General features: G+C 62.2%; 11 protein-coding genes. 2 read left to right on the top strand and 9 right to left on the bottom strand.

Annotated elements, in window-relative coordinates; all coding sequences use genetic code 11:
- Positions 1 to 7: 7 nt before the first annotated feature.
- Positions 8 to 1,843 carry an NAD(P)H-dependent oxidoreductase subunit E gene (locus K5658_RS01895; RefSeq protein WP_221065302.1) on the bottom strand — a complete coding sequence of 612 codons (1,836 nt, stop codon included), beginning with the start codon at positions 1,841 to 1,843 and terminating at the stop codon, positions 8 to 10.
- A gap of 323 nt (positions 1,844 to 2,166) precedes the next feature.
- Between K5658_RS01895 and K5658_RS01890 the strand changes: the two genes are divergently transcribed.
- Positions 2,167 to 4,860 carry a UPF0182 family protein gene (locus tag K5658_RS01890; RefSeq protein WP_221065301.1) on the top strand — a complete coding sequence of 898 codons (2,694 nt, stop codon included), beginning with the start codon at positions 2,167 to 2,169 and terminating at the stop codon, positions 4,858 to 4,860.
- Between the two features lie 84 nt (positions 4,861 to 4,944).
- Here K5658_RS01890 and K5658_RS01885 read toward each other — a convergent pair whose 3' ends face one another.
- The 4 genes from K5658_RS01885 to K5658_RS01870 form a co-directional block, all read right to left on the bottom strand.
- The gene (locus tag K5658_RS01885) at positions 4,945 to 5,814 is read right to left on the bottom strand and encodes a hypothetical protein (RefSeq protein WP_221065300.1); all 870 of its coding nucleotides are present in this window, start codon (positions 5,812 to 5,814) and stop codon (positions 4,945 to 4,947) included.
- Positions 5,815 to 5,970: 156 nt separating this feature from the next.
- Positions 5,971 to 6,606, bottom strand: coding sequence for a retron system putative HNH endonuclease (locus K5658_RS01880; protein ID WP_221065299.1), 636 nt, complete (start codon positions 6,604 to 6,606; stop codon positions 5,971 to 5,973).
- Positions 6,607 to 6,614: 8 nt separating this feature from the next.
- The gene (locus K5658_RS01875) at positions 6,615 to 7,937 is read right to left on the bottom strand and encodes an AAA family ATPase (protein WP_221065298.1); all 1,323 of its coding nucleotides are present in this window, start codon (positions 7,935 to 7,937) and stop codon (positions 6,615 to 6,617) included.
- A 78-nt stretch (positions 7,938 to 8,015) separates the two neighbouring features.
- On the bottom strand, positions 8,016 to 9,245 hold the full coding sequence (locus K5658_RS01870) for a pyrophosphate--fructose-6-phosphate 1-phosphotransferase (RefSeq protein WP_221065297.1): 1,230 nt from the start codon (positions 9,243 to 9,245) through the stop codon (positions 8,016 to 8,018).
- A 196-nt stretch (positions 9,246 to 9,441) separates the two neighbouring features.
- Between K5658_RS01870 and K5658_RS01865 the strand changes: the two genes are divergently transcribed.
- Positions 9,442 to 10,560, top strand: coding sequence for a SpoIIE family protein phosphatase (locus K5658_RS01865; RefSeq protein ID WP_221065296.1), 1,119 nt, complete (start codon positions 9,442 to 9,444; stop codon positions 10,558 to 10,560).
- A gap of 23 nt (positions 10,561 to 10,583) precedes the next feature.
- On the opposite strand, the gene K5658_RS01860 is transcribed toward K5658_RS01865, so the two are convergent.
- The 4 genes from K5658_RS01860 to K5658_RS01845 are packed head-to-tail and all read right to left on the bottom strand — an operon-like array spanning position 10,584 to position 14,058.
- Positions 10,584 to 11,564, bottom strand: a complete 981-nt coding sequence (locus K5658_RS01860; RefSeq protein ID WP_221065295.1) for a CobW family GTP-binding protein — start codon at positions 11,562 to 11,564, stop codon at positions 10,584 to 10,586.
- Positions 11,557 to 12,540: a CobW family GTP-binding protein gene (locus K5658_RS01855; RefSeq protein WP_221065294.1), complete on the bottom strand. Its 984-nt coding sequence runs from the start codon at positions 12,538 to 12,540 to the stop codon at positions 11,557 to 11,559. The genes K5658_RS01860 and K5658_RS01855 overlap by 8 nt, the downstream gene beginning before the upstream one ends.
- Positions 12,541 to 12,583: 43 nt before the next feature.
- Positions 12,584 to 13,255, bottom strand: coding sequence for a DUF1826 domain-containing protein (locus K5658_RS01850; RefSeq protein WP_246628546.1), 672 nt, complete (start codon positions 13,253 to 13,255; stop codon positions 12,584 to 12,586).
- A gap of 20 nt (positions 13,256 to 13,275) precedes the next feature.
- On the bottom strand, positions 13,276 to 14,058 hold the full coding sequence (locus K5658_RS01845; RefSeq protein WP_221065293.1) for a ZIP family metal transporter: 783 nt from the start codon (positions 14,056 to 14,058) through the stop codon (positions 13,276 to 13,278).
- Positions 14,059 to 14,061: the final 3 nt, after the last annotated feature.

Below are 14,061 nucleotides of genomic sequence, written 5' to 3'. Positions count from 1 at the left end.
TTCCACCTTACTGGTTGGCCTGTTCCAAATGGGCATGGGCGTCGTCGCGCCCGGTGAGTCGCCTGGAAACTTCCAGCGCCCCGTCCAGATCGAAACCGGGCTGGAACACGGTTTCCTTCAACCGCGCCTCATATAGGCCGGGATAACGTTCCAGCGTGGTGAGGATGGGATTGGCGGCGGTCTGGCCGAGGCCGCAATGGCTGGCCCCCTTGATGATCTTGCCGAGGTCGGCCAATTCGGCCAGGTCGTAGGGCGTGCCATGGCCCGCGCAAATCTTGTCGTGGATGTTCCTGAGCAACGCGGTCCCGACCCGGCACGGCGTGCAGAATCCGCAGCTTTCATGGGCGAAGAAATGGGTGAAGTTGCGGGCGACTTCCAAGGGGTCGCGGCCCTGGCCGAACACGATGAAGGAGCCGCCAGTGGCGAGGTCTTCGAAGGCCAGCTTGCGGCCAAACTCCTTATCCGAGATGAAGGTGCCGGACGGCCCGCCCACCTGCGCCCCGAACGGGTCGGACGCGCCGCAGTCCGCGAGGATTTCGGCCACCGTGGTCCCGAACGGATATTCGTAGATGCCGGGCCGGGCGCAGTCGCCCGAGATGCTGAGGATTTTGCTGCCCTTGGATTTCTCGGTGCCGTGGGCCGCGAACCACGCCCCGCCGTGCAAGGCGATCATGGCGGCGGACAGGAAGGTTTCCACGTTGTTGACCACGGTGGGCTGGCCGAGATAGCCATGGGTCACCGGGTAAGGCGGGCGGTTGCGCGGATTGCCACGCTTGCCTTCCAAGGATTCGATCAAGGCCGATTCCTCGCCGCAGATATAAGCCCCCGCGCCCAGGTGGATTTTGATATCGAAGTCGAAGCCCTCGCGGCCCTGGATAGTCTGGCCGAGCAAGCCCAAACGGCGGCGCTCTTCCAACACCGCCAGCAAGGGCTGATAAAGGTGCAGGTATTCGCCGCGCAGATAAAGGAAGCCCCGCTTGGCCCCGACCAGGGCGGCGCACACGGTCATGCCCTCGAACACCCGGTGGGCATGGCTGTTCAACAACACCCGGTCCTTGAAGGTGCCCGGCTCGCCCTCGTCGGCGTTGCAGATCACAAAGCGCTGGACTTCGCTGCGCTTATCCATCGGGCAGAACGAATCCTCGTCCGGGCCTTCGTAGCAGAACCGCCATTTCCAAGCGGTATTGAAACCGGCACCGCCGCGTCCGCGCAGGCCGGATTGTTCCAATTCGGCGAAGGTCGCGTCCCGGCCCCGCTCGAACAGCTTGGCCAGCGCCGCGCCCGGCTCGAAGCCGTTCTCCAACAGTAAGCCGGGTTTATGGACGTTGTCGGCCACGGCGAAGAATTCCTCGGGCCAAGCCTCCAGCGGCGCGCCCGCCTCGACCAGTTCGGCGATACGCCCAATCCGCGCCCGGTCCAGCCGGGTCAGGGCCAAGCCGTTCACCAAACCCGCCGGGCCTTGCTCGCACATCCCGGTGCAGGAGGTGTAATCCACGCTGACCGCGCCATCGGCGCGGGTCTCGCCCAGCCTCACGCCCAAGCGTTCGCAAAGATCAGCAGCCAGGGCGCGGCTCCCGAGCATCTGGTCGGTGATGGAATCGCTGACGCGGAGGTCGTAGTGCCCCCTGGGGGTGGTGGACAGGAAACTATAGAACTCCACCACGCCCTGGATTTGGGCGGGCGGCACCTGCAAAACCTCATACAAGAACACCATGGCCTCGTGCGGCACATGGTGTAGATAGGCTTGGACTTCGCGGAGGATTTGCAGGAGTTCGGTGGGTTCGCCGCCGTGGCGGGCGACGATGGTTCTCAGATGGACTAGATCGGCGTCGGAAAGGGGCATGACGGTCTCCTTGGCGTTGTTCCATTCACTCAAATATTAACAGGCGATTCCGGGAGCATGGCCCGGATGGCGAAATAATCCATTCGGCAAATCCACTCGAACCACAAGGTTTTTCCAGGTCCACAGGAGTACCCGTGGGAACGGCGGGAAGGCGGTTCCCCCGCCCCTTGCCCGTCCCAAGGCTAGGTATTATCTTACGCCCTGGCCGGACCGCCCCAAAACGCTCCAAAAATCCGTCATTCCAGCCCCGCGGGCGGATACGCCGACACCGCCCCCCTTCCCCGCGTCGATCACACAACAATCAAAAAATCCACGAGGACTCTATGCGAAATTGGAAAAGGCTCCTGATGGTCATGGCCCTGGCGGTGTTCGTGCTGGCCGGGGTGCTGTTGGCGTCGGGCATGGCCCTCACGGACTTCATCGTGGACTATTGGTGGCATAGCGAGTTGGGGTATGGCGGTTATTTCTGGCTGAAGCTGCTCTACCGCTATATCCTCTCGGGCAGCGTCACCTTATTCTTCTTCCTGATCTTCTTCCTGAACTTCCTGGCGGCCTCGCGCTTCCTGGGCGTGGACGAGGACGCCTTCGCCCGCCTCGGCCGCGGCGAAACCAGCCGCTACCGGAAACTCCTCGCCCTGTTCCAAACCGGGTCGATGCAGGTTTATATCCCGGTTTCCCTGATCCTCGCCATCGCCATCGCCTTACCATTTTATGACCAGTGGCAACAGGCGCTATTGTTCGTGTTCGGGCCCGAGGCCGGCATCGACGATCCGGTGTTCGGCAACGATGTCAGCTTTTATCTGTTCTCCTACCCGGTGTTCGAGCTGATCCAGTTCGAGTTGCTGATGGCGGCGATCATCCTCACCCTGGGCGTGGGCGTCCTCTATCTGTTGGAACACCAATTGCTACCGGGACGGCAAAAACCCTGGCCGACCGGGGCCAAGCTGCATATGGCGGGGCTGGTGATGCTCACCACCTTGGTGCTGTGCTGGGATTTCGTCCTCGACCGCTTCAAGCTGCTCTATACCGATGCCCACGAGCCGCAGTTCTTCGGCCCCGGCTTCGTGGATTTCCACTATCACCTGCCCCTGATCTGGCTGTCGGTCGCCAGCTTGTTCGGCCTGGGGATCGCGGCGCTGCATTACCTGAACCGGCGCAACCGGCTGGGGCTGGCCTTGGTCGTGGGTCTGGCGGCCTTGTTCCTGGTGTCGGTGGGTCTCCGCAAGATCGATTCCATCCCCCAAGGCATCGACAAGTTCATCGTGAAGCCCAACCCGGTCAAGACCGAACGGGGGTACATGCAGAACAACATCGACGCCACCCTCGCCGCCTACGACCTGAAAAACATCAAGATCATCGACATGGTGCCGGGCCTGCCCGAAGAGGATGTGCTGGACCCCGAACTCCGCGCCCACCTCTATAACATCCCGGTCTGGGACCCCGAATTCCTGGACGATGTCTACCAGCAAATGCAGGGCATCCGGCCCTATTACCATTTCACCGATGTGGACGTGGCCCGCTACCTCATCAACAACCAGCTCTATCAGGTGAACCTCGCCGCCCGCGAGGTCAATATCACCCGGCTCCCCCAAGCCGCCCAGAACTGGGAAAACACCCATCTGCGCTATACCCACGGCTATGGCGTGGTCGTCACGCCCGCCGCCCAGGACGGCGAAACCCCGATGCGCTGGTATCTCCGGGATTTGAACCTGCAAACCAAGGAAGGCTTCAGCATCGAGAAACCCGATATCTATTACGGCGAGGAAGACCTGACCTACGCCATCGTCCCCAACAAGCTGAACATCGTGGGCATTCCCAGCTTCGACGAGGAATCCAGCTTCAACTACACCGGCGGCGGCGGCGTGCCGATTTCCTCGTTGTTCCGCAAGCTGTTGTTCGCGCTGTATTTCCGCGACCGCAATTTGTTCTTCTCCATCAATATCGACGATAAGAGCCGGGCCTTGTTCCACCGCAACATCGTGGACCGGGTGAAATCGCTGACCCCCTTCCTGCAGCTCGACCACGATCCCTATATCGTCGTGACCTCCAAGCGCCTGCATTGGATCATCGACGCCTATACCACCTCGGATTGGTATCCGGTCTCCAAGCGCTCCTCCGCCCGCTTCAACAACGACCGGGAAGACCAGGATTTCAACTACCTGCGCAACTCGGTCAAGATCGTGATCGACAGCTTCTCCGGCCATGTCGATTACTACGTCGCCGACCCCAACGACCCCATCATCCAGGGCTACCGCAAAGCCTATCCGGGGCTGTTCAAAGACATCAACACCCTGCCGCCGGCCCTGAAGGAACAATTGCGCTATCCCAAGGACCAGTTCACGGCGCAGATGAAAATCTACGCCCGCTACCACCAGACCGCCCCGGAACTGTTCTACGAACAGGCCGAAACCTGGGATTTCGCCAAGGTCAACGGCAATGTGATGAAGCCGTTCTATTTCACGACCACCCTGCAGGATTACCTGGACAACCAGCAGAGCTTCATCCTCATCAACCCGATGACGCCCATCGCCCGCAGCAACCTCAGCGTGCTGGCGGTCGCGGGCACGCCCACCATCGGCGCCAACATCGCCCCCACCCAGGGTTATAGCAAGCAAATCGCGCTCTACCGCTTCAGCCGGGAAATCCAGGTGGACGGCCCGGCCCAGGTCAGCGCCCTGATCGACCAAGACCCGCAGGTCTCGCGGCAGTTCTCGCTGTGGGACCAGAAAGGTTCGCAGGTGCTGCGGGGCCGCATCATCGTGCTGCCGGTCGGGCATTCGGTGCTGTACGTGCAGCCGGTCTATCTTTCCTCGACCAGCGGCACCCGGATTCCCGAACTCACCCGCATCATCCTGTCGATGGGCAATGTGGTGGTGATGGACGCCTCCTTGGAACAAGGCATCATCAAGCTGGAACAGCGCCTGCGGGAAGTCCGCCGACAATCGCTGGACGTGAAGCCGCAATCCGCGCCCCTGCCCCCGCCCCAGCCGGGAGAGCCGGCGTTCAAAGCCATGTAGCACGGCGGGAAGCTCTGAAAACGACAAACCCGGCGCGGGGGCGACCCACGCCGGGTTTGTTTTTGTCTACGGAACAATACGCTTTCAGGGCGTCTTGGCATCCGGCAAGGGTTCGAGGCCGGGCGGATTATGCAATGGCGGCAAATTGAGCGCCGGAGCGGACGGCGGCGGAGCCTTTTCCTTCTTGGGTTTGGGCGGAGTCACCGGCTCCAAATCCTGCGGGGCGGCCGGCGATGGCGGCGCGGCCTCGCCCGCGGGGGTCTCGCCGCCCGGCGCGGCCCCTTCCTCGGCGGGGAAATCCATGGTGTCGAGCTTGTCGGCGAGGGTGTAGCCGGTATCCAACGAAATCACGCATTTGTCGGGAAACGTCACCTTATGGCCAGGCTTTTTGAAATTGATCTTGAGGATGCCCCGCAGGCTGCGCGGCCCCACCGCCAGATATTGTTTCTTGGCGGAATGCTCGAACATGGCCGAATCCAATTCCTCGCCCACGGTGAAATCGAAGGCTTCGGCAATCGGGTCCTCGGATTTGCCCTGCGCGAATAGGGAGCGCAGATTGAGCTTGTCGCCGGTGGGCACGCCCACGCCGCTCTCGGTGGCGAAATAACCCTGGAGCTTGGTCCTGGCGGTGATCTTGCCGTTGACCCCGGACGGGAAATCATGCTCGAAGCGGATCACGATTTCCTTTTGCAGGGGCGCGGTGGCGATGAGGGTGGCGTTGGCGATGCTGATCGAATTGACCCGCGAGGCGTTGTGGCAAATCCTGGCGGTCTGGCCCGGCTGGTCGGCCTCGATCCTGACGCCCGGATAGTCCCCGGCGATGGCGACGCAGCTCGCGGCCTCCATCTCCGGCTGCAACCGCACCCCTTGTATATCCGCCGTCAGCGCGGCCACCGTCGCGGGGGACAGCAAGGGCAGGACCCACCAAGCACGCAATAATTGATTCCAAGACATTGAGATTCCTCTGGTTTTTACCGGGGCCGGGAGAACCCCGGCGGCGCTGGGCCGGATCCGGGGCCGGGGAATGGTATCGTTTGTGGCCGGGACGATGAAGGGGGTTCCTGAAAAAGCGGGTTTTGTGAAGGGGATGTGCCAAATGGAAGCCGGGTTTCACGCCCGCATGGCCCTGAGCCGCTTGCGTAGATAATAGACGGCGACCGCGCAGTATTCCCGCAACTGTCCGCCTTGGTCGGAGACGCTCCAGTCGTCGATGAGCTTTTGGATTTCGGCGGGTGTGCGGCTACCCGCTTTCCGGGAAAGCCTATCGTGGACCGCGTTCCAAACCGCCAGGCGATTTCCCAGCAAACGGGGCAGATTGAGATTAAGCACCCCATTAAGCTGCCCATCAAAATCAGTATCCGCCGACCCCACCTTGCCATTGCCGAGAAAGCTGATCTGGCTTTCGATCCGATGGCCCGGATGGGCCGGATGATATTTCAAATCTCGGTTGCCTTTCCGGGTATCGCAAGTTTGCTGGGAATAGGGTTCGCCTTCGTGCCCTTGGCAAGCTCCCAGCAGATTTTGATAATCCAATTGTTCATGCGGGTAGTGGTCTTGGCAATGCCAATGCTCCACCTTCATCTCCCACACGCCAATCCGCTTCATGCAATAAGCGCACAGATAGCCCTGCTCCCGCAATAACTGCGCCCGGATCGCCTGTTTGACCGGCGTAAACAGCGGTCCATCGTAAACCGCGTCCGGCTGGCAGCGATATTCGGTTAGCTCCTTTGGTTCAGGGCTTTTCACAATAGCCCTCATGCTTGGTCATCCGGTTCGAGCATGAACAGCAAAGCATCCGCACGCACCAACTCGGGAATATCGCCCTGCAATTCCTGTTTCATCCGCGCTATCGCGACTTTGGCTTCTTTGAATTTATCCTGATCGATCAAGAGGAATAAGTCGTCCAACTGCCGTTGAATCTCGCTATTGCGGGCCAAGGTATCGCCATCGGGTCGCATCAATTCGTCGAGTATTTCATTGCTGCTCAAGCCTTTCGCTTGTTGCGGCGTGGAATAGGTCAGGCCGTTTTCCTCATCCTGTACCAATAAGCGGATTTGTCGGCCTTCGGCCTCGCCCAAAACTTGCGGGGAGTGGGTGGAAACCACGAATTGGCAGTTTGGAAAGGTGCGGGTTAGGTTTTTCAGGATGGTCCGTTGCCAAGCGGGATGGATATGCAGGTCTATTTCGTCGATTAATACGACTCCTTCTCCCTTTAAAGGATTCGCCATATTTGGATTGGCGATTGCCAAACGCCGGGCCAAATCTCCAATCAGAGCAATCAGACATCTTTCTCCGTCAGAAAGTTGATCTACCTGGACTTCATGGTTATTTTTTACCGCCGTCATCCGCAAGGGTTTTCTATGAACTGTCAATCTCTCAAAATTAGGCAAAAATACCTGCAAAGCTTGGCGCACGGCGGTTAATTGAATATCTTGGAACGCCACCAAATTACCGTTTTCCAAAAGGCGGAAAGAGCTTTCAAATATTTCTTGTAGTAATTCGGTTGTCTTTTCGTTTTCAAAATCTTGGCGATTACGAAACCACTCGAAAAAATGGCGAAAATTCACCGCGCCAACTAAAGACCCATCCCAAGCATCCAATAAACCAAAATCATGCGACTGCCTGATACGCAAGGGAATATCCAAAACCGCACGGTTAACCGGATAATAAGAAAAAATTGGAATATTGCACTGGCTTTGGGTTTCCGAAATTTGCTGCTGAATCAACCTCGTATATTTCGAGAGCGCTTCCAATTCCGTGGCTTTGGCGGGCTGGGCATGGCCCTTTCTGGTTTTCACCAATTGCCAAGATAGGTTTTCCGGGACGCTGGATTCCGCGCGGATACGCGCATATCCCGCCCCATTATGGATGGACAATTCGGAAATTTGCTGGCCGGAACCACCCGCCCGCCGAACCCGCGCCACCACCCACGACAGCAAAATAGCCAAAGCATCCAATACCGTGGATTTACCCGAGCCATTCACCCCGGCCAATACCGTCAAATCCGGTTCCAGCGGCAGTTCCAAGGCTTTGCCGACCCCACGGAAGTTTTCCAGAATCAGCCGTTCAATCTTCATCGCCTAGTTTTCTCCCGCGACTGGACATAAAAAAAGGCGGACAGTTTAACCCTGCCCGCCCTCCTTCACGGTCAAACCTCAGTGGCTAACGTGGACCTTCCCACCCTTGGCCTGCCCGATGTCTTCGAGCATCTGGCCGAACCACGGGGTGTCGATGTCGAACGGCTTGCCGCCCTTGATGCGCGGGAACTCGATGGCCCGCAGCACATTGCCGTTGTCCTCGTCGTGGCCGATCACGCCCGGCTCGCGCCGCATCGCGCATTCCACCGCCAAATCGGCGCAGGACTTGATGAGGCGGATGTCCTCCGCGTTGGAAGCGGCGGCGCGGGCGAAATAACCGGACTTCTGCACCAGGGTCTTTTCCGCGCCCAGCATCTGCGCGAACTGTTCGCCGAACCATTTGCCGGGGTTCACGGCGTCCAGCTTGATATGGCCGAAGGCGTCGCGTGGCACTTCCTGGCCCTTGGCTTGCATCTCGGCGACGATGGCTTCGACACCCGCGCCTTCGGAAATGAAGATATTGACGCAATCGTGCTTGTCCATCACGGCGCGGAGGCGCGCGGCCTCGGCGGCGAGATCGATCTCCATCTCGGGGATGAACACGCCGTGGACTTCATAGCAGTCGCGGCTGAGGCCGATACCGGGCAGCCAAGCAGCGCCGTCCAAGAGCTTGCGGTATTCCTGGGCGGTGGCGGCGGTCAGCCAGCCGCAGTTGCGGCCCATGACTTCGTGGACGATCAACATGCGGGGATTCGCGCCGGTCTCGGCCACCACGTTCCAGAAGTAGCGCGCGCCCTGTTCGGCGGCGGTCCAGGCCCCCAGCGATTGCTTGATGGGGAACACGTCGTTATCGACGGTCTTGGGGAGGCCGATCACGGTCAGGCCGTAACCGTTCTTGGCCAGGAAGGCGGCGAGGTCGGCGGCGGCGGTGTTGGTGTCGTCGCCGCCGATGGTGTGGAGGACGTCCACGCCGTCCTTGACCAGTTGGTCGGCGGCGACCTTCTGCGGGTCTTCGCCTTCCTTGACCAGGCCGCGCTTCACGCAGTCCTTGACGTTGGTCAGCTTCACCCGGCTATTGCCGATGGGCGAGCCGCCGAACTTGAGCAGGAGGCCGGCGTTGGCGCGGACTTCCGGGGTGATGGTGTAAGAGTCGCCCAGCAGCAGCCCTTTGTAGCCGCCGTGGTAGGCGATGATCTCGATGGACGGATCGATTTCGTTGTAGCGCTCGATCAGGCAACCCACGGCGGTGCTGAGGCAGGGGGCCAGACCACCGGCGGTGAGGAGTGCGACTTTCTTGGGTTTGCTCATAGGTTTCTCGTTGGCAGTTATCGGTTTGACGACGCGAGGTCGAACGCATATTGAACCCGGTTTAAACAGTTTTAGGCAAGCGGCGGGATGGGCCGTCCAAGGCATTACGACCCCGTAAAACTACGCCATGCTTAGGTGGCGGGGACCGCCCCGCATCGCCCCCCACTTCCCCAGCGCCATCCCGGCAAGCACCGCCATGAAAAACGACACCTACGAATTCTCAAGGTCCCTATTGGACTCGCTGAACGACGGCCTCTACGTCTGCGACACGGAGCGCCGCATTGTTTATTGGAGCAAATCGGCGGAACGGATCACCGGCTGGCGCTCCCAGGAGGTGATCGGGCGCAAATGCTCGGACAACCTCCTCTGCCATACCGACAAGGACGGGCGGCAACTCTGCGGCGAGGAGTTCTGTCCCCTGCACCGCAGCATCATCACCGGCAAATCCGCCACCTATCCGGTGCTGCTGTTCGCCAAGGCCAAGGACGGACGGCGGGTGCCCCTGGTGGTTTCGGTCTCGCCGATGCGCGATGGCGACGGCACCATCGTCGGCGGCATCGAGACCTTCCACGATTTCAGCGAGTCCTACGCCAACCTGGAACGCGCCCAACGGATCCAAAGCCTGTCCCTGGCGCACGACCTGCCCGCCGATCCCAGGGTGGCGTTCTCGACCTTCTATCTGCCCCATGACCTGGTCGGCGGCGACTTCTTTTCCATCCGCCCCCTGGACGGCGACCGCTACGGCTTCTTCCTGGCCGACGTGATGGGCCATGGCTTCGCCGCCGCGCTCCATACCATGCACCTGAATTCGCTCTGGGTCCGCGCTTCGGACACCCTCGCCACCCCCGCGGAATTCGCCCGGCGCATGAACCTCGAACTGGGCAAGGTCGCCAAGGACGAATCCTTCGCCACGGGTTTATGCGGGATGCTGGATGTGGCGGCCAAGCGCCTGCGCTTCGTCTCGGCGGGCGGCCCGCCCATGCTCCTATGCCGGGCCACAGGGGCCATCGAAGAATTGCGCGTGTCCGGTTTTCCCTTCGGCGTGGTGGGGGAAGCCCAGTATGAGGAATTGGAAGTGGCCTTGGCGGAGGGCGACAGCCTGCTGCTGTTCAGCGACGGGGCCGTCGAGGTGCAAAACGACCAGGGGCGGCTATTGGGAACCGAAGGACTCTTGGCCATCCTGCAAAGCCTGGACTATCCGCGGGCCGGGCTCAGGATCGAAGCGCTGCAAGCGGCCTTGCTCAAATATTCCAACGCCATCCGGCTGGACGACGATGTCACCTTCCTGGAAATCCGCCTCGCCGCCCAGGCTTGACCGGCGTCCGGCGCCGCCGCGCTTCAATGCCAGCGCAACGAACCTTCGGCCAGATGGCCGCGCAAGCCTTCCAGCAATTCCCTATCCAGCCCGTCGAGGGGTCCGGCGGTGATGAACACCAGCCGACCCAAGCCATCCTGCCCGGCCCGCACGGCCAGCGCCGCCGGGGGATATAAACGCCCCGCCGCGCCGTGCAGCGCTACCGGCTCGAAGCGCTCGCGCAGATGCACCACGCCCTTGATCCGCACCAGCCGGGCACCGTGGCGGTCGAGCAAGTTTTCCAGGACTTCCCGCAACAACGGCCAGGACACGGCGGTACGCAAATGCAGGGAGAGGCTACGGAACCCATGTCCGGGCACCTCCCCGCCGCCGGGCAGTTTGCGCCCACCGCCCGCCAGCGCGGCCAACAGCGCCGCCGGGTCGATGGCACCGTGCGCGGCCTGGAAACGCGGCACGGCGGGGGCCAAAGCGTCCAAACGGGATTCAAGCAGCGCGAGATCGGCGGGCGTGCCGAGGTCGGCCTGGGTCAACAGCAAGGCATCCGCCCAGGCCGCCTGGGCCTTGGCTTCGGGAAAATGGTCGATCTGCCCCGCCGCCGCCGGAACCGCCAGGGTGGCGACCACGCCCTGCAAGGCGTAGTGCCCGGCCAGCCAGCGGTCGCGCAGCAAAGTATCCAGCACCGGCTCGGGACTGGCGACCCCGCTGGTTTCCAGGACGATCCGGTCGAACCGGGGCGCACCGGGCTTGCCCCAAGCCAGCCAAAGGTTCTTCAAGACCGGGGCCAGCGCCCCCTTGATCTGGCAGCACAGGCAGCCGCCCGACAGGGTCATCAACGGCAGGTCTTGTCGTTCCAGCAACTCATGGTCCACCGGGGTCTGGCCGAATTCGTTGATAAGGACCGCCGTGCGCGGCCCATCGCGCAGCAGCCGGTTCAACAAGGTGGTCTTGCCGCTGCCCAGGAAGCCGGTCAGGACCAGGATCGGCAGGCGCGTTATCTCAGCCATGGGCGTGGCAGGTCTTGAGGGTGGCGACGATCTGCTCGCGGGGCAGGTTGCGCCCGATGAACACCAGGACCGACTCGCGCTTTTCATCGTCGCGCCAGGGCGCGCCCAGGCTTTCATCCAGCAGCCTATGCACGCCCTGGAACACGATCTTGTTGGGATTGCCCGCGATATGCAGGATGCCCTTGTAGCGCAACAGGTCGGCCCCGAATTCGGAGATCAATAAATCCATCAGGGCAAGCAGCTTGGCGGCGTCGAACGGACGCTCGGCGCGGTAGACGAAGGAATGCACCTCGTCGTCGTGTCCATGGCCGAGGTCGTTGAGGAAATCCGGCTCGATCCCGAGGATGGCGTCGAGGTCGAAGCCGTGGATATCCAGGATATCCCGCAACGATGTCTTCCCGAAATGCACCGGCTGGATGGGCGCGCGCGGGTTCATGGCCCGCAACCGGGTTTCGAGGTCCGCCAAGGCGGCGGCGTCCACCAAATCGGTCTTGGACAAAAGGATGCGGTCGGCGAAGCCCACCTGTTCCTGCGCCTCGTGATGCCGGTCCAACTGCGCGGGCGCGTGCTTGGCGTCCACCACGGTGAGGATGGCGTCGAGCCGGTAATCCTCCCGGATGTTTTCCTCCAGGAAGAAGGTCTGCGCCACCGGGGCCGGGTCGGCCAGCCCGGTGGTTTCGATGACGACCCGGTCGAAGCGAATGTCGCCCACCTCGCGGCGGTCGGCCAGGTCGCCCAGGATGCGCAGCAAATCGCCGCGCACCGTGCAGCAGATGCAGCCGTTGTTCATCTCGACGATTTGCTCGCCCGCTTGGATCAGCAATTCGTTGTCGATGCCGGTCTCGCCGAACTCGTTCTCGATCACGGCGATGCGCTGGCCCTGCGGTTCCTGGAGGATGCGGTTCAGCAGCGTGGTTTTGCCCGCGCCGAGGAAGCCGGTGAGGAGGGTCACGGGAATGGGGGCGGTGTCGGTCATGGCTTGCTCCTGGGCAGGCGGTTCGGAGAGAGGGAAATCCGCTTCACAGCGGGTCCAGGGTCAACAGCAGACGGCGCGGCTGTTGCGGGGTCGGCGTGGGCGAACGGTGGACGACGCCCCGGCCTTCGCCGCCTTCCCAGCGGTTGCCCTTGAGCAGGCCGATGGCATAGGCCGGCAGGGTCCGCACCGATCCAGGGTCGAGGACCAAGCCGGAAACCTCGTCCGGCTGGCCGCAAGCGCCCTGGCCCAGCTTGCCGCGGTCGGCGGCGGCATCGGGCAGCCATTCGGTGCCGAGGCCGCCATAGGTACACACCAAGCGCACCGGTACATGATCCACATGGAAACGCGGACACATGGCCGTTTCCAAAACCCTGAGCCGCAGGCCCAGCCCTTCCGGCTCGAACAAATCGCGGAACAGTTCCACCAGAAACCCGACATCGGCCAGCCACGCCCCGGCACCGGGCAGGGCGAGGACTTCTTCCGGCAGCAAGGATTGGAACGACGGGGCTTCCGTCCCGATCCGCAGTTCGCGCTCGAAGCGCCAAGGGCCGGACAACAGCCGCGCCACGAAGCCTTCCAGGCCGGACGCGACCGGGCGGCGCAGCACGCACAGGTTCACCTCGGGCCGGTAGATCAAGGCCAGATCGGCGGGCTGGGCGGTTTCGATGGCCTGGGGCCATGCCATGGGGGCGGACAAAGGGGCGGCGCTGGCCATGGGAATCTCCTGCGGGGGAATCAATGGGTGGCGATCAAGGGTTCGAGGACCACCACCGACTGCATGAAACCCACGCCCAGGGCGAAGGCGGGCACTTGCCCCCAGCCGGTATCGGCGGCGGGTTCATGCAGGGCGGGGATGAAATCGGAAGCGGCGATATAGATGAACCCGCCCGCCGCCATCGGCAGCAGCAGGGCCAGCGAAGCCTCGGCGTAATGGCCGAGCAACAGGGTGGCAGCGATGCCGGGCAATACGGTCAGGGAGCAATAGAAGTTGTAGCGGATGGCCTCGGCGGGCCGGTAGCCGCCCTGGATCAAAGCGCCCACGTCGCCGATCTCCTGGGGAATCTCGTGGGCGACGATGGCAAGGGTGGTGGTCGCGCCGATCCAGGGATCGGCCCAGAAGCTGCCCGCGATGAGGATGCCGTCGATGAAGTTATGCACGGCGTCGCCGATCAGGTTCATGCGGGCCATGGGCTGCGCGCTGTCGACTTCCGGCCCCTCGGCGGGCGCGTGGTCGTGCCGCCAACGCACCCATTTTTCCAGCACGAAAAACAGGAACAAGCCGCCCAGCACCGCGAGGCAGACCCCGCCCACATCGCCCTGCCGGGCTACGGCGTCGGGAATCAGGTGGATGAAGGCATCGCCCAGCAACACCCCCACCGCCAGCGCCACCAGGTTGGGCACCCAGCGCCGCAAGCGCTCGGGCGGCAGCCACAGCACGAAGGCACCGGAGAAGGCCATCAGGCTGACCACGAGACCGGCGGCCAGGGCGTAGAGGCTGGATTCGATCCCGGCCACCATGGC

The sequence above is a fragment of the Methylomagnum ishizawai genome (assembly GCF_019670005.1).
Lineage (GTDB): Bacteria > Pseudomonadota > Gammaproteobacteria > Methylococcales > Methylococcaceae > Methylomagnum > Methylomagnum ishizawai.
Note: the sequence above shows the minus strand (reverse complement) of the source record. Positions and strands in the feature narration are given on the sequence as shown.

Excerpts from the sequence above, each read along its gene's own strand:
- K5658_RS01885 (WP_221065300.1), bottom strand. The coding sequence starts at position 5,814 with ATGTCTTGGAATCAATTATTGCGTGCTTGGTGGGTCCTGCCCTTGCTG.
- K5658_RS01865 (WP_221065296.1), top strand. The coding sequence starts at position 9,442 with ATGAAAAACGACACCTACGAATTCTCAAGGTCCCTATTGGACTCGCTG.
- K5658_RS01890 (WP_221065301.1), top strand. The coding sequence starts at position 2,167 with ATGCGAAATTGGAAAAGGCTCCTGATGGTCATGGCCCTGGCGGTGTTC.
- K5658_RS01870 (WP_221065297.1), bottom strand. The coding sequence starts at position 9,245 with ATGAGCAAACCCAAGAAAGTCGCACTCCTCACCGCCGGTGGTCTGGCC.
- K5658_RS01875 (WP_221065298.1), bottom strand. The coding sequence starts at position 7,937 with ATGAAGATTGAACGGCTGATTCTGGAAAACTTCCGTGGGGTCGGCAAA.
- K5658_RS01850 (WP_246628546.1), bottom strand. The coding sequence starts at position 13,255 with ATGGCCAGCGCCGCCCCTTTGTCCGCCCCCATGGCATGGCCCCAGGCC.
- K5658_RS01860 (WP_221065295.1), bottom strand. The coding sequence starts at position 11,564 with ATGGCTGAGATAACGCGCCTGCCGATCCTGGTCCTGACCGGCTTCCTG.
- K5658_RS01845 (WP_221065293.1), bottom strand. The coding sequence starts at position 14,058 with ATGGTGGCCGGGATCGAATCCAGCCTCTACGCCCTGGCCGCCGGTCTC.
- K5658_RS01855 (WP_221065294.1), bottom strand. The coding sequence starts at position 12,540 with ATGACCGACACCGCCCCCATTCCCGTGACCCTCCTCACCGGCTTCCTC.
- K5658_RS01895 (WP_221065302.1), bottom strand. The coding sequence starts at position 1,843 with ATGCCCCTTTCCGACGCCGATCTAGTCCATCTGAGAACCATCGTCGCC.